Genomic DNA, 19,960 nt, shown 5'->3' on the forward strand with positions numbered 1-19,960 from the left:
TGGCGAAGCGATCACATTCTAGCGATGCCGGCCCCGGGGCTGTCCACGGCAGGCAGGGCCGGGGCCTGGCGCAGCTCGTCGAGAAAGGCCCGGGCCGGCAGCGACAGCACCTTGCTGCGCAGATGCACCACGTTCCACGGGCGATGCAGCGGAAAGCCCGCCACGTCGAGCACGCACAGCCCCTCGGCCTCCAGGCGCTCGCCCAGGGCGTGGCGCGACAGCACGGTGAGGCCCATGCCGGTGCCGGCGAGCTCCAGCAGCGCCTCGTTGCTGGCCAGCGACAGGCGTACTCGCAATTGCACGCCGGCCGCTGCGGCGAAGGCGTCCACCGCGTGGCGCGAGCCGGAGCCGGGCTCCTTGAGCAGGAAGGGCTCGCCGGCCAGTTCGGCCAGCGTCACCGGCCGACCTGCGGCCCAGTGGTCGCGGGGGGCGAGCACCACCAGCTCGTTGTCGAGGAAGGGATGGACGACGATGTCCAGGTCGTCGGGCGGGTAGGACATCACATACAGGTCGTCCTCGTTGCGGCGCAGGCGCTCGACGATCTTGGCCCGGTTGGCGATCTCCAGCTCGATGGAGACATCCGGGTAGCGCCGGCAGAAGGCACCGACCATGCGCGGCACGAAGTACTTGGCGGTGGTGACGAGCGCCACCCGCAGCTTGCCGCGACGCAGGCCGCGTAGCTCGTCGATGGCCGAGTCGAAGCGGTTCCACACGTCATCGAGGTTGCGCACGGTGGCGAGGAGCTCGTCGCCGGCGGCGGTGAGGCGCAGTTCGCGCCCGGTCTGGTCGAAGAGCGGCATGCCGACGGTGTCGGCCAGCTGGCGCAGCTGGATCGACACCGCGGGCTGGGTGAGGTGCATGGCCTCGGCGGCGCGGCTGAAGCTGCCCAGGCGGGCCACGGCGGCGAAGGTTTCGAGCTGGCGGAAGGTGATGCGGCGGCGCATGTATAAGTTATGGCTTATTGGTTTGTCGAAAAGCTTTAATTGGATTTTATGCTGCACCGCCCCCAAGCTTGCAAGTGTTCTGTTGTCTGCGGGCGGCTGCCCGATCCAAGCATGCCTTTCGAACCTGTCATCCTGTTCTTCGTGCTCGGCCTGGTGGCCGGCATCGTGCGTTCCGACCTCAAGCTGCCCGGCGTGGTGTATGAGGCCCTGAGCATCTTCCTGCTCCTCGCCATCGGCCTGAAGGGCGGCGTCGAACTGTCGCGCCACAACGTGGCCGATCTGGCGCTGCCGGCGCTGGTAATCGTGGCGGTGGCGCTGCTGATTCCCCTCGCGGCGTTTCCGGTGCTGCAGCGGCTGGGTCGCCTGCCGCGGGCGGATGCGGCGTCGATTGCTGCCCATTATGGGTCTGTGAGCGTGGTCACCTTTGCTGTGGCGAGCAGCTATCTGGCCAGCCGCGGCGAGCCGGCCGAGGGCTACATGGTGGTCTTCCTGGCGCTGCTGGAGCTGCCGGCCCTGGTGATGGGCGTGGCGCTGGCCCGCCGGGGCGCGGCGGACACCCGCTGGGGCAAGCTGTTCCACGAGGTGCTGGCGGGCAAGAGCATCGTGCTGTTGGGCGGTGGCCTCTTGATCGGCTGGCTGGCCGGGCCGGAAGGCATCCAGCCCCTCGACCGGGTGTTCTTTGACCTGTTCAAGGGCATGCTGGCCTTCTTCCTGCTGGAGATGGGCCTGGTGGTCGCCGGGCGGCTGGCCGACCTGCGCCGGGCGGGGGTCTTCCTGGCTGTGTTTGCGGTGCTGATGCCGCTGGCGGGCGGCCTGCTGGGGGTGCTCACCGCCAATCTGCTGGATTTCTCGGTGGGCGGCGCGATGCTGCTCGCCACCCTGTACGCCAGCGCGTCGTACATTGCGGCGCCGGCGGCGATGCGCATCGCGGTGCCAGAGGCCAACCCGGCCCTGTCGATCGGCGCGTCGCTGGGCATTACCTTCCCGTTCAACCTGCTGGTCGGCGTGCCGACCTACCACTGGCTCGCCAGCCACCTTGCCGGAGTGATCTGATGAATCTGCCCCTGAGCCTGCGCAGGCTCCTCACCATCATCTGCGAAGCCAGCCTGGAGCCCGAGCTGGTGCGCGAACTGGCCCGCCTCGGGGCCCGCGGCTACACCATCACCGAGGCCCGCGGGCAGGGCGCCCACGGCCTGCGCGACGGGGCGTGGGGGGCGTCGGCCAACATCCGCGTGGAGGTGCTGTGCGACGAGCTGACCGCCGAGGCCATCGTGGATACGCTCCACGCCGGCTACTCGGCCAACTACGGCATGGTGATGTTCGTGACCGACGTGGCCGTGCTGCGCCCGGACAAGTTTCGCGGCGCGCCGGGCTGAGCCTGGCAGGGCTCAGTCCTGGTCGGCGAAGGCCGGCAGCTCTTCGAGGACGCGGGCCGGCACCGGCCGGCCGAAGTGATAGCCCTGCAGGGTGTCCACTTCGAGCTCGCTCAGGGTGGTGGCGGTCTGGGCGTCCTCGACGCCTTCGGCCACCGTGCGCAGCCCGAGGGCACGGCCCAGCTGGACGATGGCCTGCAGGATGCGCAGGCCGTCGGGGGTGTGCACCCGCTGGACGAAGGAGATGTCGATCTTGAGCTCCTGCACCGGCAGTTCGTGGAGTTGGGACAGCGAGGCGTAGCCGGTGCCGAAGTCGTCGATCGACAGGATGAAGCCCGCGTCCACCAGCTGGCGCAGGCGCTCCTCGGCGAACTCCACTTCGAGCAGGGCGACGGATTCGGTGATCTCCAGCACAATGGCCGAGGTGGGCAGGTCGTGCCGGCTCACTTCGTGGATCAGCCCGCTGACGAATTCCGGCGCAAACAGCTGGCGTTTGGAGATGTTGAGCGACAGGTGCAGTTCGGGCCGGCGGGTGTGCCAGCGCTGGAACTGGGCCAGCGCGAGGGTCGTCACCCGCTGGCCGAGGTCGGCGATCAGGCCCAGGCTCTCGGCCATCGGGATGAAGGTGGCCGGGGAGATCCAGCCCAGATCGTTGTCGTGCCAGCGGGCCAGGGCCTCGATGCCCACCAGGCGGTGGCGTCCTTCGGCGTCGCGTTCGGTGCGCACCTGGGGCTGGAACCACACCTCGATCTGCCCGCCCTGGATGGCGTCGGCGAGCTTGGCCTGGATGTACAGCTCCTTCTTGCCGAGGCCCTTGGCCGACATCTCAGAGAACAGCTGGAAGTTGTTCCGCCCCTGGGACTTGGCGTAGAACATCGCCCGGTCGGCGTGGGCCAGCAGGGATTCGACGCTGTCGCCGTCGTCGGGGAACATCGCGATGCCCATGCTGAAGGTGGCGTTGATCGGCTGGCCGGCCACCGCGAAGCTGCGCGGCATCACCTTCTGCAGCTTGCGCGCCACCTGCCGGGCGTCCTCGATGTTGACGATGCCGGGCAGGAGGGCGACGAATTCGTCACCGCCCCAGCGGGCCACGGTGTCGCCGTCGCGCAGGTTCTTCTCGAGGGCCTGGGCCATGGACAGCAGCAGCGCATCGCCGGCCTTGTGACCATAGGCGTCGTTGATGTTCTTGAAGTGGTCGAGATCGATGAAGCACACCGCGACCCGATCCTGGTTGCGGCGGGCCAGCTGGATGGTCTTGCAGACGCGGTCTTCCAGCAGCACCCGGTTGGGCAGGCCGGTGAGGGCGTCGTGCAGCGCCATGTGGGCGATGTGACGTTCCTGCAGGTAGGTCTTGGTGATGTCCCGCAGGACGCCGCGGATGCCGACGATCTTGCCGGCGTCGGTCAGTTCGGTGACAAAGCGGCACTCCATCCAGCGTTCGTAGGCGGCGTCGCCCACGAAGCGGAAGCGCCCGTGGAACTCGTCCTTGGTGCCGTCGGCGAGGCTGTTGAGGCAGCCCGCGAAGGCGGCCTGATCTTCCGGGTGGACGGAGTCGAGAAGCGGGTAGGTGCCGGGGGCGCGGCCGGCCAGCTGCCACCAGCCGCTGTTGGCGTTGATGATGGTGCCGTCGGGGCGCAGCTCGATGACGGCCTCTTCGAGCATGTCGAGGGTGCGCACCAGCGAGTGCTGTTCGGCGGCCCAGTGCTTTTCGTTGTCGAGGGCGCGGCTGAGGGCCTGGAAGGGCTGGCGCACGCTCTCGACGAACACCGCCCGGTAGATGAAGCCGTAGGAGATGATCTTGTACAGGTGGCCGATGAAGTTGTAGCTGTCGCTCACCGACACGTAGCGGGTGAAGCACAGCTCGGAGAGCATCGCCACCGCCGACGCGGCGAAGAGATCTGCGGCATTGAAGGCCGCCCCGTGCACCGCCCGCCAGGCGAACACCAGTGCCGCGGCGCCGTAGATGAGGACGAGCCCGTATTCGAGCGCCACCTTGAGCGGCGTGAGCCCGCTGCCGGGCACGAAGAAGGCCGGCAGGTGGTCGGGTGTCAGCAGTTCGAGGGCGTAGAGCAGGGCCACGTAGGCCAGCACGCCCACCAGCAGCCGGTAGCGGTGCCGTGTCTCCAGCATCGGCTGCCACGGTCGGAGGGCGGCCACCAGCAGGCCGGCTGCCACCAGCAGGCGCGCTGCCAGCCAGAACACGATGGCCTTCTGGGGGCTCGCCGGGGTGATGAAATCGGGCATGCCCCGGTAGCCGAGCATGTGGCCGAAATCGAGCAGGGCCGTGCCCAGCAGCACCACGCCCAGCAGCACCACGTTGCCAGGCCGTTCGTCGGAGTAGGCGTTCCAGACGATGCCGAACACCAGCATCGCCACGACGATGGCGCCGGTCTCCATCGCGGTGTGCAGCGGCAGGTAGCGACCAATGCCGAAATCGGATGACGGCAGCAGGCCGATCATCAGGAAAAGCAGCAGCAATGCCCCGGGCCACAGCGCGGCACGTTTCAGGTCGTTGAGGGGCGTGGGGGTAGGCCCCACGGGTTGCTCGGCGGGTGCAGGCATCAGGCGCTCGTCCTCGGGGGTGACGATTTGCTCATTGGCGCGTCCGGGCCGCAGGCGCAGCCGGACGCAGTTGATCCGATTATCGGCCCTGTCGCGGGTGGTATTGACCCTTGACCGTGCCCCGGACGAAAAAAACCCGACACGCGTGTCGGGTTTTTTGCGAAGCGGAGAATCAGGCGACGGTGACCGGGATCTTGCCGATCTTGGCCTGCCATTCCTTCGGGCCGGTGTTGTGCACCGAGGTGCCGGAGGAATCGACCGCCACGGTGACGGGCATGTCCTGCACGTCGAACTCGTAGATGGCTTCCATGCCCAGGTCGGCAAAGCCGACGACCTTGGCCGACTTGATGGCCTTGGCCACCAGATAGGCGGCGCCGCCGACGGCCATCAGGTAGGCGGACTTGTTGTCCTTGATGGCTTCGATGGCGGTGGGGCCACGCTCGGACTTGCCAACCATGGAGATCAGGCCGGTCTTCTCGAGCATCATGCGGGTGAACTTGTCCATCCGGGTGGCGGTGGTCGGGCCGGCGGGGCCGACGACTTCGTCACGCACCGGGTCCACCGGGCCGACGTAGTAGATCACGCGGTTGGTGAAGTCCACCGGCAGGGGCTCGCCCTTGGCCAGCATGTCGGAGATGCGCTTGTGGGCGGCGTCGCGGCCGGTGAGCATCTTGCCGTTGAGCAGCAGCTTCTGGCCCGGCTTCCAGGCGGCGACTTCTTCCTTGGTCAGGGTGTCGAGGTTCACGCGGGTGGCGGACTTGAGATCCGGCGTCCAGGTGACGGCGGGCCAGTCCTCAAGCTTCGGCGGCTCGATCTTGGCGGGGCCGGAGCCATCCAGGTGGAAGTGGCAGTGACGGGTGGCGGCGCAGTTGGGTACCAGGGCCACCGGCAGGTTGGCGGCGTGGCAGGGGTAGTCGAGCACCTTCACGTCGAGCACGGTGGTGAGACCGCCCAGGCCCTGGGCACCGACGCCCAGCGCGTTGACCTTCTCGTAGAGTTCGAGACGCAGCTCTTCGGCGCGGGTCAGCTTTTCGCCCTTGGCGGCGGCGTCAGCGGCCTTGGCCTTGAGGTCGTGGATGTCGACCGGGGCCATGATGGATTCCTTGGCCAGCAGCATGGCCTTCTCGGGCGTGCCGCCGATGCCGATGCCGATGATGCCCGGCGGACACCAGCCGGCGCCCATTTCGGGGATCTTCTTGAGGACCCAATCCACCAGATCGTCGGACGGGTTGAGCATCGCAAACTTGGACTTGGCTTCGGAGCCGCCGCCCTTGGCCGCGCAGATCACCTCGACGTGGTGGCCCGGGACGAGCTCGAAGTGGACCACCGCCGGGGTGTTGTCCTTGGTGTTCCTGCGGGCGCCGGCCGGATCAGCCAGCACCGAGGCGCGCAGGGGGTTGTCGGGGTTGGCGTAGGCGCGGCGCACGCCTTCGTCGATCATCTGCTGGACGCTCATGGTGGCGTCCGGCCAGGTGACCTGCATGCCGACCTTGATGAACACCATGCCGATGCCGGTATCCTGGCAGATCGGGCGGTGGCCTTCGGCGGCCATGCGCGAGTTGGTGAGGATCTGGGCGATGGCGTCCTTGGCGGCGGGGGATTCTTCGCGCTCGTAGGCTTCGCCCAGCGCCTTGATGTAGTCCAGCGGGTGGTAGTAGCTGATGTACTGGAAGGCGTCCGCGACGGACTGGATCAGGTCTTCCTGCTTGATTGCGGTCATGGGTGAGGCTCCCTCTCTTTAGTGTTTTGACAGCAGAACGGTCTGGTTCATGATCTTGTCGACCCACGCCATGGCGAGGGCAGAGAACAGGAACACGACATGGATGATGACCTGCCACATGATGGCCTTCTCGGGCAGGTTGGCCGCGTTGATGAAGGTCTTGAGCAGGTGGATCGACGAGATGCCGATGATCGCGGTACTGAGCTTGATCTTGAGCACGCCGGCATTCACGTGGGACAGCCACTCGGGCTGGTCCGGGTGGCCTTCGAGATCGAGCCGCGAGACGAAGGTCTCGTAGCCGCCGATGATGACCATGATCAGCAGGTTGGCGATCATCACCACGTCAATCAGGCCGAGCACCACCAGCATGGTTTCGGTTTCGCTGATGTGGCCGCCGGAGTTGATGACGTTGCTCACCAGGTGGCCCAGCTCGGCCATGAACAGCCACACGTAGATGCCCTGGGCGACGATCAGGCCGAGGTACAGCGGCGCCTGGAGCCAGCGGCTCCAGAAAATGAAGTTCTCGAGAAGTTGCGGACCTTTTCTCATGGGTTTGGCACAGCAGTTGGGGAGCCCGGATTTTATCATCGGCGAAGCGCGCTCCAAGGCGGTAAAATAGAGAACTTTGCTTTTCTGCCTCAAGGGCTTTACGCATGAACCTGCAACCCATCACCGCGCTGTCGCCGCTGGACGGCCGTTACGAATCCAAGGTCTCCGCGCTGCGCGAGCACTTCTCCGAATTCGGCCTGATCCGCAACCGCGTGAAGGTCGAGATCGAATGGCTCAAGGCGCTGGCTGCCGCGCCCGAACTGGCCGAGATCGCGCCGTTCTCCGCCGCCACCATCGCCGAGCTCGACGGCGTGATCGCCAACTTCTCGGTCGCCGACGGCGAAGCCGTGAAGGCCATCGAGGCGACCACCAACCACGACGTGAAGGCCATGGAGTACTGGCTCAAGCAGCGCCTGGGCCACAACCCCGAAGTCACCCGCGTCACCGAGTTCATCCACTTCGGCTGCACCTCCGAGGACATCAACAACGTCTCCCACGCGCTGATGCTGCGCGACGGCCGCGACGACGTGCTGCTGCCCTCCCTGGACAAGATCATCGCCCGCCTCGTCGAGCTGGCCCACCAGCACGCCGACCTGCCGATGCTCTCCCGCACCCACGGCCAGCCCGCCAGCCCGACCACCCTGGGCAAGGAAATGGCCAACGTGGTGTATCGCCTGCGCCGCACCCGCAAGGCCATCGCGAGCGTCGAGCTGACCGCCAAGTTCAACGGCGCCGTGGGCAACTACAACGCCCACCTGTCGGCCTACCCCGAGTTCGACTGGGAAGCCTTCAACGGCCGCTTCATCGAATCCCTGGGCCTCGCCTTCAACCCCTACACCATCCAGATCGAACCCCACGACGCGATGGCCGAGCTGTACGACGCCACCGCCCGCGCCAACACCATCGTGCTGGATGTGTGCCGCGATATCTGGATGTACATCTCCCTGGGCTACTTCAAGCAGAAGCTGAAGGCCGGCGAGATCGGCTCGTCCACCATGCCGCACAAGGTCAACCCGATCGACTTCGAGAACGCCGAAGGCAACCTGGGCCTCGCCAACAGCGTGCTGCGTCACCTGGCCGACAAGCTGCCGGTGTCCCGCATGCAGCGCGACCTGACCGACTCCACCGTGCTGCGCAACATGGGCGTCGCCTTCGGCTACGCCGTGCTGGCCTACGACTCCTGCCTGCGTGGCCTGGGCAAGCTCGAAGCCGATCCGGCCCGCCTGGCCGCCGACCTCGACGCCTGCTGGGAAGTGCTCGCCGAGCCGATCCAGACCGTCATGCGCCGCTACGCCGTGCCCAACCCCTACGAGCAGCTCAAGGAGCTCACCCGCGGAAAGGGCATCACCAAGGAAGCGCTGCAGCAGTTCATCGGCACCCTGGCGATCCCCGAAGCCGAGAAGGCCCGCCTCCTCGAGATGACCCCGGGCAGCTACATCGGTAAGGCCGCCGAGCTGGCCAAGCGCATCTGAGTTCCCGCCGGCGCGCAGGTGCCGGCATGGGCAGAAGGGCGACGATGGTCGCCCTTCGCGTTTCAGTTTCAACCTGATTGCGGAGATTCATCCATGGCTTTTGCCGACAAGCTCAAGGCCCTGCCGGGCGTATCGCATCTGGCTTCGATCCAGCTGCTGGGTGCTGGCGACGAGGTGGTGGCCACCATCGAGAACAAGCCCGGCCAGGCCGGCTCGCTGGCGGTGTACAACCACCTGGCCCAGATCCACGGCGCCATCACCCCGACGGCCGCCGCCCAGGGCATCGAGATCTACTCGGAGCACAGCGAGGACGCGCGCCTCAATCCGGGCAAGCACCCCAACATCGACCGCCTGATCGGCCTCGTCGAGCGGGGCGAGACCCTGCGGGTGAAGCACGTGTTTGCCGCCTGAGCGGTTTTCGCGCTGGATGAAGAAGGCTGCCCGCGGGCAGCCTTCTTTTTGCCCGCTCGGGTGTGTTGACACATACCGACCGATCGGTATGTAATTCGCCCACCATGAGCCGCCAGCCCGATCTCACCCGCGCCCGCATCCTCGATGCCGCCTTCGCCGAAATCCACCGCGAAGGCTTTCGGGCGGCTGGCGTGGCGAGCATTCTGGCGGAGACCGGGCTCACCAAGGGGGCGTTCTATCACCACTTTCCCAGCAAGAAGGCGCTGGGGCTGGCCGTCATTGACGAGCGCATCGCGCCGCTGCTCGACGACTGGGGGGTGCGTCCGCTCGACGACGGGCCGCAGCCGTCGGTGGCGGCTTTGCTCGACCTGTTGGAGCGTGGCCGTTCGGCCGATGTGTCGGCGATCAATCTCGGCTGTCCTCTCAACAACCTGATGCAGGAGATGAGCGCCCTCGACGAGGACTTTCGTGCCCATCTCGGGGCGATCCTCGAGCGCTGGCAGCGCAAGCTGGCCGCGCTGCTGCGGCGGGCGCAGGCCGCCGGGGAGATTCGCGCCGACGTGGATTGCGAGGCCTGCGCGCTGTTCATCGTGGCAGCCTGGGAAGGTGCCGTCAGCGTGTCGAAGAATCTGCAGTCGGCGGCGGCCTTTCACGCGACGATGGCGCAACTGCGCGCTTACGTCGCCAGCCTGCGCCCCATGCGCTGATTTTTTTATCCTATTGCATACCAACCGGTTTGTATGTTTTGACTCACCAGGAGAACCACCATGAAAGTATCCGAAGCCATCCGCCAGCGCCGTGCCGTCAAGGCCTTTGACCCGACACACCGCATCCGCGAGGATGAAGTCGAGGCGCTGATGCAGCTGGTCAAGCTGTCGCCGACGGCCTTCAACATCCAGAACTGGCGCTTTGTCCTGGCCCAGGACCCGGTGCTGCGCCAGCAACTGCGCGATGCGGCGTGGGGGCAGGCGCAGGTGACCGACGCGTCCCTGCTGGTCGTCTTGACTGCCGACCTGAAGGCCTGGGATAAGGCGCCGACCCGCTACTGGCGCGATGCCGCGGCCCCGGTGCAGGAGGCCATCCTGCCGATGCTCGACGGCTACTATCGCGGCCGTGAAGCGGTCCAGCGGGACGAGGCGATGCGCTCCTGCGGGATCGCCGCGCAGACCTTGATGCTCGCGGCGCAGGAGCTGGGTTACGACAGCTGCCCGATGGATGGCTTCGACTTCGACGCGGTGGCCCGTCTGATCCAGCTGCCGGCCGATCACGTCATTGCGATGTTCGTCGCCATCGGCAAGGCGGTCCAGCCGGCGTACCCGCGCAGTGGCCCGCTGCCGCTCGAGGAGGTCGTCGTGCGCGACCGCTTCGCCGTGGCCTGATCCCGGAGACGTCGGGCCGCGCTTACGCCGGGCGTGCCGTCCGGGCCTGGATGATCCACCGGGCGATGACGATGCCGAGCATGTCGGCCACCACGTCCATCGGTTCGCCAAAGCGGTTGGTGGTGAGGGTGTGCTGGCAGATCTCGATCAGGATGCCGTAGCCCAGCAGTCCGCCGGCAACGGCGTTGATGCGCGCCGGCCAGCCGGCCCAGCCCAGCAGCGTGAGCACCGCGAAGGCCGCGCTGTGGTGGAGCTTGTCCTGGAAGTCCACCACCTGAGGCACGACGGCCATCGGGATCATCGCCAGGATGAAGATGGCGATGAGGGCAAGGGTGAACAGCGTGCGGATGACGGGCGGCGGCAGTCTGAACGGCATGGCGGGCGGTGGCGATCGGGACCGCGCATTCTAGCCCAGCGCCGGCCGCAGTCCGGCCGCCCGCAGTCCGGCCGCCCGCCGCCCGCGCCGGGTGTCAGGTGGTGCCGGCCCGGCGGCGGGCGGCGAGCCACTCCCACACCAGCCCGCCCGGGGAATCCTGGCCGGTCAGCACGTAAGACAGGGTGTGGGCGTTGAAGAGGGTCAGGTCGAGATCCTTGCGGGCGGCCTCGAGGCCCACCAGCAACAGCTGGTCGCCCAGCCGGATGTCCTGGTCGTCGCCGGGCAGCAGGTGGGGCGGATCGCCTTCGCGCAGGAGCAGCAGGGCGCGGCATTCCAGGGGCGGTCGGCCGGTGACTGGTGCGCGCAGCAACTGGCCGAGCCGCAGGCTGTCGTGGCGCATCAGCAGGCGATAGGCCGACGGGGCCTGGGCGATGTTGAGGGTGACGCTCCAGACCATGGGCACATCCCACCCGAAGCGCTCGGTGAGTTCGTCGAGCAGCTGCTGCGACCAGTTGTCGTCGGCCCGGCGCACGGCGTTGAGGAAGGGGGCCAGCAGTGGGGTGGTGAGGATGGCGAGGCATTCGTGGGCGACGATTTCGCTGGGCACCATCGCAAAGTCGGACTCGAAGGCCTCAAACAGGGTGTGGTTGGCGACGTGGTTCTGCCGCAGCACGGTGAACAGCCGGGGGTTGAGCTCCCGGGCGGTGACGACGGTGGACAGGTTGTTCACGTCGTTGGCGGTAGCGGCGACGATGCCCACCGCGTCGGCGATGCCGGCGGCCCGCAGGGCTTCCACGCCGGTGCCGTCGCCCTTGATCCAGGTGTGGCTGGGGTCGATCGGCGGGGCGCGGTCGATGATCGTCACCGGCAGGCCGGCGCCTTCGAGGGCCTGGGTCATCACCCGGCCGAAGGCGCCGTAACCGCACAGCACCCACTTGCCGTAGGGCGGCTCGCGGTGGCGGGTGATGGTGGTGCCGGGCAGGCCGGTGAGCCACAGCAGCAGGTGGTAGGCGGCCGGCGAATGCAGGGCGAGGGCCATGTACTCGCCGAACTTTTCGAAGGGGTTGATGATGTGGCGGGTGCCGAACGAGGCCATGTTGGCCACCGTCTCGGCGTGTTCGGCGCGGCACAGGGCCGGCAGGGCGGGGGCCAGCAGGCGGGCGGCGATGGCCACCGCGAGGTTGGTGCCGTCGTCGTTGGTGAGGGCGATCACCCCGCGGCAGTACTTGCTGGTGAGCCCGGCAAACACGAGGGTGTCGGGCTTGCCGGCGTCGGCGCACAGGGCCGGCATGTCGGCGGAGTAGCTCTGCAGCTCCAGGTCGCCGACGCGGGTTTCGTCCAGCTCGATGACCACCGCCCGAAAGCCCAGTTCGTCCAGCGCGTGGCAGATCAGCCGGCCGGTCTCGCCGTAGCCGCACACCAGGAAGAAGGGTTCGCGCAGGTGCCGCACCTGGCGCGAGAAGCGCTGTACCGCGATGGCGTTGAGGAAGTTCTTGTCCTGCAGCATCGCGAAGACGGTGCCCAGGGTGTAGGCCCAGCCGATCACCGACAGGTAGATGCACAGGAGCGTCCATAGCCGCTGCTGCTCGGAGAAGGCGTAGGGGATTTCGCCAAAGCCGATGGTGGTGGCGGTGTAGCTGATGAAATAAACCGCGTGGAAGAAGCTCATCCGCGGCCCTGGGCCGCCGCCGTTGGGGTCGGGCGGGCCGGGCACCAGGGTGAGGCCCAGCACCGACACCGCGAAGATCACGATGAGCACGATCAGCGGCGTGCGCAGCCGCCGCAGGACCAGGAAGATCGTGCTGGTGGGGGTGCTGTTCACGGCGTCAGCGCCGCTGCATGATGGTTTCGGCGATGAGGATCACCACCGACACGACGTTGGCGAACAGCGCGCCGCCCGAAAGCGAGACGATGCTCGACATGGTGGTCGGGGTGAGCCCGGTGCCGGCCACGTGGACGACGTAGCCCCACACCATCGCCGCGGCGAGCAGTTGCAGGTCGGCCACGAGGCTGGTGGCGAGGTGGATGGCGCCGATCTGGGTGCGGTCGCCGAACTTGAGCACGGTGGCGATCAGGTTGACCACCACCGCGGCGAACAGCTCGTAGATGTCGTGGTGGGCCGGGTTGTCGATCTCGCCGATGAAGAAGCCGAAGTTGAGGGTGGCGGCGAAGACGATGAAGAAACCGAAGATGACTTTCTCGAGGTTCATGGGCGGGCCTGGCTTCTGGTGGTCGGTATCCAGGAATGCTAGCACCTGCCCGACGGCAGGGTGTTGCCCACGTGCCGGCGCCGCTGGCGGATGGGTGCGAAGTGTTGCCTGAATGACAAAGGCGGGAAGCGCCGGCCGGATGGGCCGGGACTTCCCGCCTTTGTCGGGGTGGTGCTTACCAGCAGGTGCTGGTCGTACCGGTGCCGGATACCGTGCGGGCGCCGCTCTGGCTGAGGGTCAGGGTGCCGCACTGGGTGTCGGAGCTGGCCTGGCCGCCCTGGGGGGTGACCTTCAGGACAAACGCGTTGGCGCTCACCGAGGCGACGGCGAGCACGTAGTTGCCCTTCATGTCGCTTACGCAGGACGTGGTGGGCAGGGCGACGGCGGTGCCGTCGGTGGCCTGGTCGTAGCGCAGGTTGGTGGTGTAGAAGCGCTCCATGTACTGGGCCGCTTCCTGCAGGCAGGCGGTGGCCAGGTTGCGCTTGCTGCGCACCACGTAGGTCGAGTAGTTGGGGTAGGCGATCATCGTCAGGATGCCGACGATGCACACGGCGACCATCAGTTCGATGAGCGTCATGCCGGCCTGGTTTTTAGGAAGACGGTTACGCATGGTGGGTGTTCCGGTGGCGGTGGTTGCGACTGACCACCGCTATAACGGCACGCCAAGTCATTCCTTGCGGATTTCGCGCCACGAGACGCGCCCCTTGAGTTCGCTGAGGTTCACGTTCGGCTGGGCCTTGCAGACGCCGGTCGAATCGCAGCTCTGGATCGTGAATTTCGAGTCGGTCACCTTCTTGATGGTGATCTCGCCGATCATCCCGCCGGTGCGCACCGAGCCTGCCGGGGTGAGCTTGCCGCCGACCAGCTTCTTGTCGGCGTCGTCGAAGGCGTTGTCGTTGTTGATGTCGAAGAAGGGCTTGGTGAGCGTGGCGCCCGAGAAGGCGCTGAGGGCGTTGATGTAGCCGGTGCCGCCGGATGCGCACTTGTCGGTGCTGGGGACGACGCTGCTGGCGTACAGCACGCCGGCCGAGTACTGGCTGCGGGACACGATGCGTTCGCCGGTCCTCACGCCGCCGACGGCCATGTCTACGTACCAGCCACTCTTGCCGACCATGTCGTTGGTGGTGGCCTCGGAGAAGGTGCGGGTGAGGTAGCTGCCCTGGGCGGTTTCGGCGGTGAGCGTGCGCTGGGTGAGGGCGCTACGGCCGGCGATGGTGGTGCCGTCGTCGATGAGGCCGTACCAGCTCTGGATGGCGGTGTCGGAGACGTCCCCGTTGGTGAGGTAGCGTCCGGTGCCGCCGAAGACCCAGCGCTTGTTGGTCTTCGGGTCGATGGCCACGGCGAGCCCGGCGGTGATCGGCTGGGTGTTGTTGCTGGCGTCGCGGGCGGTGAACATCGAGGTGCCGCTCCACGCGGAGGTGTCGGTGCCGGCCAGGTTGAAGCGCCAGAAGTTGCCGAGCAGGTCGCCCGCGTAGATCAGGTCGATCTTGCTGTCACCGTCCTTGTCGAAGCCGACCAGCGAAGACAGGCCGTTGGTGGCCGACGACGAGCCCGCGCCGGTGGCGATCTTCTTGATGAGCGCGCCGGTGTTGAGGTTGATGATGTACAGGAAGGCCTTCTCGTTGGTGCTGTTGTAGCCGTTACCGATGATCACCGCCCAGTCGCCGGTGTTGAGCCTGGCGATGAGCGGCTTGCCGAGGGTCTGGCCCAGGTCGGAGTCGGTGTATTCCCACAGCACGTTGCTGGTGCCGAAGGAGGAGGGCGTGGTGACGTCGAGCGCGTAGATGCCCTTGCCGGCGCGGCCGAGGCTGCCCACCAGGATGTTCTTGCCAACGGTGGCCAGGTCGGAGACCACCACCTCGCCGTCGTTCAGGTAGGCGTGGGAGTAGTTGGGGTTGGCGAGCGTGGCCATGGTGGTGAAGTTCACGCTGCCCGGGATGTAGGCGAACTGCTCGACACCCGTCGAGGCGTTGAAGGCGTGCAGCATGCCGTCGTTGGCCGCGGCGAAGATGGTGTTGGATGCCTTCACGTAAACCGGTGCGGGGTTGGCGAAGTCGCCGATCACCGACGTGCGGTTGCGGTAGGCGCCGCCGTTGGAGACTTCGCCGGTGCGCACGCCGCGCAGGTAATCCACCACCGCCGAGCTGCCGAGGGCGCTCTTCTTGCTGGAGCTGAGGTTGGTGTACTCGAAGGTGGTGCCACCGCCGCCACTGTCCTTCCAGGTGTAGATCTTGCGCGACGCGGGCGCCGGTACGTTGGCGGAAGCTTTCCAGACCGGGACCGGGGTGCCGTCCGAGGTGGTGTTCATCTGGCCGTTGGCGTTGTAGCCCACGGCCCACAGGTCGCCCCCCCAGTTGCCGTCGTAGCGCGCGACGAAGGTCTTGCCGTCGGCTTCGAGGGTGAAGGCGGTGACGGCCACGTTCCACACGCCGCCGGCTTCGCCGATGGTGGTGAGGGCCGAAACCAGGCCGTTGGCGAACTCGGTGGGGTTCTTGGCGGCAACAAAACTGCCGCGGCCGTTAACCGCGGCGTGCCACAGGTCGTCGATCTTCTGGGCGTCGCCGGCGAGCGGGTCGGGCCAGGTCTTGGTGCCCGAGGTGAGGGCGGCCAGATCGGTGGCAGGGTTGAGCGTACCCTGGGGCCCGAGGGACAGGGTGAAGGTGTTCATGTTCTGCCAGAACGACGGGTTGGTGCTGGTGGCCCGCATGTTGTTGGCCAGATCGGTCCGCAGGTCACGCTTCCAGTAGTACATGGAAATGTCGGCCAGGGTGTTGGTGTAGCTGTCCTGGTAGGGCCTGACCGCGGAATATTTGTATGACTGGGAGCTGGTGCCGGTGATGGTGGTGCCGGCCGTGCCGTCTTCGTTGCCGACCCCCGCGATGGTGGTGTCGGCGTAGTAGCCGTCGGTGGTCAGGATCGTGAAGTTGCGTCGGCACGACAGCTGGGGCGCGGGGCCGTAGGGGCCGGTGTTGTCGGTGCGCGAGTAGTACTGACCGGCCCGGTCGAGGGCCTGCTTGAGGGGCGTGCCGGAGGTGGGCACGGCGTTGGAGAACAGGTTGTTGAACCACGTCTGCCGGTTGGTGCCGTCGAACACGCCGGAGGTGGGGATCGCGTCGCCGAAGTCGGACGTGTTGATGGTCGTGAAGCCCACCCGGTAGTTGATGCCGAGCTTGGAGAACGCGATGCTCGAACCGGCCCGGGCCGCCAGGGTGCGCGACCGGTAGTAGGAGAACCAGTTGGCGAAGTTCTGAGCTTCGTCGGCGACAGAGCGGCCGGAGGGGAAGGTGCCCGAGATGGTCGTGGTGGTGCCGGTGGCGAGGTCGGTGGCGTAGCCCTTGTTGCCCTGGATCTGGTACTTGGTGTAGCTCGCCGCCGCCGTCTTGCTGAGGCTGCCGCCCTTGTACACGTAGTAGGTGATAGGCCAGAAGCTGTGGGAGCAGGTGCCCGACCAGCCGCACTGGGATGCGCCGTTGGTCAGGGAGGTTCCGGATATCCAGTTGGCGGTGAGGGACTGCTGGCTCGTCAGGTTGAGCGTGCCGGCGCCCGAGTTGGCCGGGTGGTACGGCGCGGCGCTGGGGGATGCATTGCCGTACGACGTGCCGTCGTATTTCACCCACGGGGTGTAGGTGATCGACGGGTCGTAGAAGATCGTGTTGTTGGCGGCCGAGCGCTTGTAGTAGTTGTGGAAGTTGGTGTCGCTGAAGGTGGGGATCAGCCGCCAGTTGGTGTTGTTCTGGCCGTAGATGTCCGAACCGTAGATCGTCCGGTTGGGCGGCGGGAAGAGGTAGACGCCGTAGCCGAGGTCGCCGATGGGGTTCTCGCCGGGCCAGATCGTGAGGTCGTCCGGCATCATCTCGAACTGCATGCTGCCGGAGTCGTCCAGGATGTACAGGATGTTCGACGGAATCGCTGCGGCCGATTGCAGGGGGGCGTTCGGGATGTCGAGGACGGCGCTGGCCGGCTGGCAGATGAGTGCGACGGCAAGGGCGATCAGCGATGGCGTGAAAACGGCCCCGGACTTGCGGTTGCGCTTGAGATTGGACGGGCTGCTCATGACCGACTCCCTGGATTACTGGCGTAGATTGGATTGAAGCGTGACCGAGGTGCCGCGGCCGTTGGCGGCCACCGCGCGGGCGGTGATGCGGACCATCGGGATGAGGCAGGTGGGCTCGACCGGCACCTGCAGATGACAGGTGCCATCCACCGGCTGGGCGCCCATGTCTTCGAGGATGTACTGGGCGGTGACGATGCTGGCGTTGGCGTTGGCGGCTGATTTCCACCCGGTGAAGCTGCTGTCCATCCAGCGGTCGGTGGCGCCCGCAACGGGCGTCGGGCACAGGCCGTTGGTGCAGGCGTTGGTGAAGGTCAGCGGTGCGGCGGCGACGATTTCGGCTTCCCGCAGGGCCGCTTCGGCGGCTTCGAACACGTAGTTCTGGTCGTACTGGTTGCCGCTCATCCGCTCCTCGAGGCCGGCGCTGCGCATGGCAGAGAGGCCGAGGAGGGTGATGATGATGAGGATCATCATCGAGGCGACAAGGACCATGCCGCGCTGGGCGTGGTGCGGGTTCCGGCTCATGGCGTTCGGTTCCTCAGCATGATGGTGCTGGTGGCCACGGTGCTGATGCGACGATCTCCGGTTCCACCGGTGGCGATGTTCTTGTCCAGACCTTCGAAGTTCAGGGTGAGGCGCACCGCGATGACGGCACCCCAGTCGGTGACTGCGGGGGCGTTCACATAGGCCGTGTTGCCATCCTGGAGGTACTGGATCTGCATGTCGGTCACGCCCGTGGCGATCTCCTCGGGGTTGCCGTTCAGGAACACGCGGTAGAGGGAGGGGCGGCCGTTGGTCCCGTTGCCGATGTACCAGGTGCTGGCCCCGAAGCGGTACAGGCGGGCGACCAGCGAGTCGTACTTGTAGGCCGTGGTGGAGCAGTTGTTGTCGGCGTCGTAACCCAGGGCGATGCCGCAGTTGCGGGAGCTGCCGGCGCCGGCCGCGTAGGTCACCGTCTTGCCGACGACGGACGAGGCGTTGAACACCGTGGATTGCTTGTAGTCGCAGGCGATCAGGATGTCGTTGGCGTTGAGGCCCGACGAGGCGGTGTTGAGGGTGAAGTTGTAGCCGGTGTTGCTGTGGGCATCGATGCTGAAGCCGGCGCCATAAGCGCCGGTGAGCTGGATCGCGTCGGTGGTGCTGACGCGCTGGGTGGTGGCGGTGCCGATGGCGATCGCGGGGCTGGCCGTGCCGGCGTCGTAGCCCATCACGCCGTTGCCCATCACGCTCCACCAGGCCGGGGTGGAGGCCTGAGCGGCGTTGAGGATGCTCTCGTTGCGCCTCGAGATCGCGTTGTCCAGACGGCTGCCGTTGCCGCAGCCTGTGCCGGCCGCCTCGCGGATCTCGTGGCTGATGAGCGCAAAGGATATCCGCGCCGAATCCTGCATCTTGGAGAGGTTGTCGGAGGTCTTGTAGGAGGTCTGGCTGCCCAGGAAGACCACCAGCACGCCGCCCACCAGCACCATGCCCAGAACGAGCGAGATCATCAGCTCGATGAGCGTCAGCCCCTTCATGCGGGCGGGGCGTGAGATCGGGGCGAACATGGCGGTCTTCACAGGATGACGCGGGTGGTCACGCTGAAGGCGGATTTGCCGCTGGTGGCGCGGGAGTCGTCCCACTGCACGGTAATGTCGCAGGTGGCGTTGCGGCACACGATGCCGCCACACGCGGTGCGGCCGATGGCGCCCTTGAGGGCGTTGAGCCAGGAGGCCACGTCGGTGCTGGCGAGGCTGGTGCCGCTGGCGCTCGAGCAGGTGTCTACGTTGTATTCGCCCCCTTTGGCGGCGACCACGTTGGCGCGCATGGATTCGGTGATCGAGGCGCTCATGATGGTTGCCATCGAGCGCGACTGCGCGCTCTGGTTGTTGCGCAGCGAGACCGTCTGCAGGGCGGCCATGCCAAGCATGCAGAGCGACAGCACGACCATCGAGACCAGCACTTCGATGAGGCCCACGCCTTTTTGCCGCTTGAGGAGGGACTTGTTTCTCATTTCCGGGATGCCTGTGGATAGGGGTCAGGAGTTGGAGGGGGTGGGGCAGGCGCCGTCGTTGTCCACCTGGACGATCAGCGGGCGGCCGCCAGAGGCGATGCGCAGCTCGCGGGCGTTGTGGGCCGGCGACGCGGTGACGATGCACACCGACAGCTTGGCCTGCAGCAGGGCCGACGACGAACCCGGCGCGGTGCGGGCAAAGCCGTCCGAGCCGATGCGGATGCGGTTGGTCTGGCCGCTGATCGCGGCGCTCGCCAGCACGCTCATGCCGGAGGCGTTGGAGATCGTGCCGCTGCGCAGGATCTCCGATGCGCTGGGGGTGTCGGTGCCGTCGGTGTCGGCAAACACCAGCCAGCCCCTCCAGCCGTCGGTGGCCGCCGAGCAGGTGCTGCCGTCGTCACTGCGGCAGAACACCACGCGCTGGTTGAGGCGGATCGCCTCGCTGCGGGCAATCATCAGGCCGCCCAGGATGTCGTTGGCCTGGGTGGCCAGCCGGTTGGTGTTGGTCAGCGCGACATACGACGGCGCGGCGATGCTGATGAGGATCGCGGCAATGGCGACCGACACCAGCAGCTCGACCAGCGTGAATCCGTTTTCGGGCAGCTTGCGCATCTCGGTTCTCGGGCCGCCTCCGTTGCCGGGGCGGCGGTCAGTTTTTGGGGTTTACCGGTCTTTGCAGACAGTTAAGGCCAGCGTGGAATCTGGTCTCGTACTAATTACGGTAACGACAAAAATGAAAAAAACTGAAACGGGTTCGGTGATCTGCGTCACGACGTCCCGTTCGTTCCGGTCCAGTAGGAAACGGCGGCGCCGATGCGAACTTGAGATGGCTGCGACGAACGGTAGATCGAGCGGCCTATCCCGCGCGGGGACTGGATATTCCGCAATGCAGCAGGTGCTTTGGAGGGGGGGCGGAAAGGCGC

The 19,960-nt window shown here is 66.7% G+C and carries 19 protein-coding genes; 6 read left to right on the plus strand and 13 right to left on the minus strand.

All coding sequences use genetic code 11. From position 1 onward, the window contains the following. Positions 1 to 11 precede the first annotated feature (11 nt). Positions 12 to 944 carry a LysR family transcriptional regulator gene (locus GH681_RS02810; protein ID WP_153159940.1) on the minus strand — a complete coding sequence of 311 codons (933 nt, stop codon included), beginning with the start codon at positions 942 to 944 and terminating at the stop codon, positions 12 to 14. A gap of 111 nt (positions 945 to 1,055) precedes the next feature. Between GH681_RS02810 and GH681_RS02815 the strand changes: the two genes are divergently transcribed. Continuing rightward, a complete protein-coding gene (locus GH681_RS02815) occupies positions 1,056 to 1,997 on the plus strand; it encodes a sodium-dependent bicarbonate transport family permease (RefSeq protein ID WP_153159941.1) in 942 nt (313 codons plus the stop codon). Next, complete coding sequence (locus tag GH681_RS02820; RefSeq protein ID WP_153159942.1) at positions 1,997 to 2,320, plus strand: transcriptional regulator; 324 nt, start codon at positions 1,997 to 1,999, stop codon at positions 2,318 to 2,320. Before GH681_RS02815 ends, GH681_RS02820 begins: the two co-directional genes overlap by 1 nt. Before the next feature lie 12 nt (positions 2,321 to 2,332). Here the strand turns inward: GH681_RS02820 and GH681_RS02825 are convergent, their stop codons facing one another. From GH681_RS02825 to GH681_RS02835, 3 genes are all read right to left on the minus strand, one after another. Next, positions 2,333 to 4,879, minus strand: coding sequence for an MASE3 domain-containing protein (locus GH681_RS02825; RefSeq protein ID WP_153159943.1), 2,547 nt, complete (start codon positions 4,877 to 4,879; stop codon positions 2,333 to 2,335). A 172-nt stretch (positions 4,880 to 5,051) separates the two neighbouring features. Next, complete coding sequence (locus GH681_RS02830) at positions 5,052 to 6,599, minus strand: fumarate hydratase (protein WP_153159944.1); 1,548 nt, start codon at positions 6,597 to 6,599, stop codon at positions 5,052 to 5,054. Positions 6,600 to 6,617: 18 nt separating this feature from the next. Beyond that, a complete protein-coding gene (locus tag GH681_RS02835) occupies positions 6,618 to 7,148 on the minus strand; it encodes a TIGR00645 family protein (protein WP_153159945.1) in 531 nt (176 codons plus the stop codon). Positions 7,149 to 7,252: 104 nt separating this feature from the next. On the opposite strand from GH681_RS02835, the gene purB reads away from it, so the two are divergent. From purB to GH681_RS02855, 4 genes are all read left to right on the plus strand, one after another. After that, entirely contained in the window at positions 7,253 to 8,620 is a 1,368-nt protein-coding gene (gene purB / locus GH681_RS02840; RefSeq protein ID WP_153159946.1) for an adenylosuccinate lyase, read from the plus strand. Positions 8,621 to 8,713: 93 nt separating this feature from the next. Beyond that, on the plus strand, positions 8,714 to 9,031 hold the full coding sequence (locus GH681_RS02845) for a DUF2322 family protein (protein ID WP_153159947.1): 318 nt from the start codon (positions 8,714 to 8,716) through the stop codon (positions 9,029 to 9,031). Positions 9,032 to 9,096: 65 nt separating this feature from the next. After that, positions 9,097 to 9,738, plus strand: a complete 642-nt coding sequence (locus GH681_RS02850) for a TetR/AcrR family transcriptional regulator (RefSeq protein ID WP_228111761.1) — start codon at positions 9,097 to 9,099, stop codon at positions 9,736 to 9,738. A 60-nt stretch (positions 9,739 to 9,798) separates the two neighbouring features. Further along, a complete protein-coding gene (locus GH681_RS02855; protein WP_153159948.1) occupies positions 9,799 to 10,410 on the plus strand; it encodes a nitroreductase family protein in 612 nt (203 codons plus the stop codon). Positions 10,411 to 10,432: 22 nt separating this feature from the next. Here GH681_RS02855 and GH681_RS02860 read toward each other — a convergent pair whose 3' ends face one another. The 9 genes from GH681_RS02860 to GH681_RS02900 form a co-directional block, all read right to left on the minus strand. Further along, the gene (locus tag GH681_RS02860; protein ID WP_153159949.1) at positions 10,433 to 10,786 is read right to left on the minus strand and encodes a hypothetical protein; all 354 of its coding nucleotides are present in this window, start codon (positions 10,784 to 10,786) and stop codon (positions 10,433 to 10,435) included. 94 nt (positions 10,787 to 10,880) lie between these two features. Then, on the minus strand, positions 10,881 to 12,608 hold the full coding sequence (locus tag GH681_RS02865; protein WP_228111762.1) for a TrkA family potassium uptake protein: 1,728 nt from the start codon (positions 12,606 to 12,608) through the stop codon (positions 10,881 to 10,883). Between the two features lie 4 nt (positions 12,609 to 12,612). Then, on the minus strand, positions 12,613 to 12,996 hold the full coding sequence (locus GH681_RS02870; RefSeq protein WP_153159950.1) for a DUF6394 family protein: 384 nt from the start codon (positions 12,994 to 12,996) through the stop codon (positions 12,613 to 12,615). Between the two features lie 175 nt (positions 12,997 to 13,171). Beyond that, positions 13,172 to 13,606, minus strand: a complete 435-nt coding sequence (locus tag GH681_RS02875; RefSeq protein WP_153159951.1) for a type IV pilin protein — start codon at positions 13,604 to 13,606, stop codon at positions 13,172 to 13,174. Positions 13,607 to 13,663: 57 nt separating this feature from the next. Further along, positions 13,664 to 17,050, minus strand: coding sequence for a pilus assembly protein (locus GH681_RS02880; RefSeq protein WP_153159952.1), 3,387 nt, complete (start codon positions 17,048 to 17,050; stop codon positions 13,664 to 13,666). 15 nt (positions 17,051 to 17,065) lie between these two features. Further along, on the minus strand, positions 17,066 to 17,572 hold the full coding sequence (locus GH681_RS02885) for a PilX N-terminal domain-containing pilus assembly protein (RefSeq protein WP_153159953.1): 507 nt from the start codon (positions 17,570 to 17,572) through the stop codon (positions 17,066 to 17,068). After that, positions 17,569 to 18,591 (minus strand): PilW family protein, encoded by a 1,023-nt coding sequence (locus GH681_RS02890; RefSeq protein WP_153159954.1) that lies wholly within the window; start codon positions 18,589 to 18,591, stop codon positions 17,569 to 17,571. Before GH681_RS02890 ends, GH681_RS02885 begins: the two co-directional genes overlap by 4 nt. Positions 18,592 to 18,599: 8 nt before the next feature. Further along, positions 18,600 to 19,037 (minus strand): type IV pilus modification protein PilV, encoded by a 438-nt coding sequence (pilV, locus tag GH681_RS02895; protein ID WP_153159955.1) that lies wholly within the window; start codon positions 19,035 to 19,037, stop codon positions 18,600 to 18,602. Positions 19,038 to 19,061: 24 nt separating this feature from the next. Continuing rightward, positions 19,062 to 19,649, minus strand: coding sequence for a GspH/FimT family pseudopilin (locus tag GH681_RS02900; protein WP_153159956.1), 588 nt, complete (start codon positions 19,647 to 19,649; stop codon positions 19,062 to 19,064). Positions 19,650 to 19,960 lie beyond the last annotated feature (311 nt).

Source organism: Zoogloea sp. 1C4 (assembly GCF_009469605.1).
Classification (GTDB): domain Bacteria; phylum Pseudomonadota; class Gammaproteobacteria; order Burkholderiales; family Rhodocyclaceae; genus Zoogloea; species Zoogloea oryzae.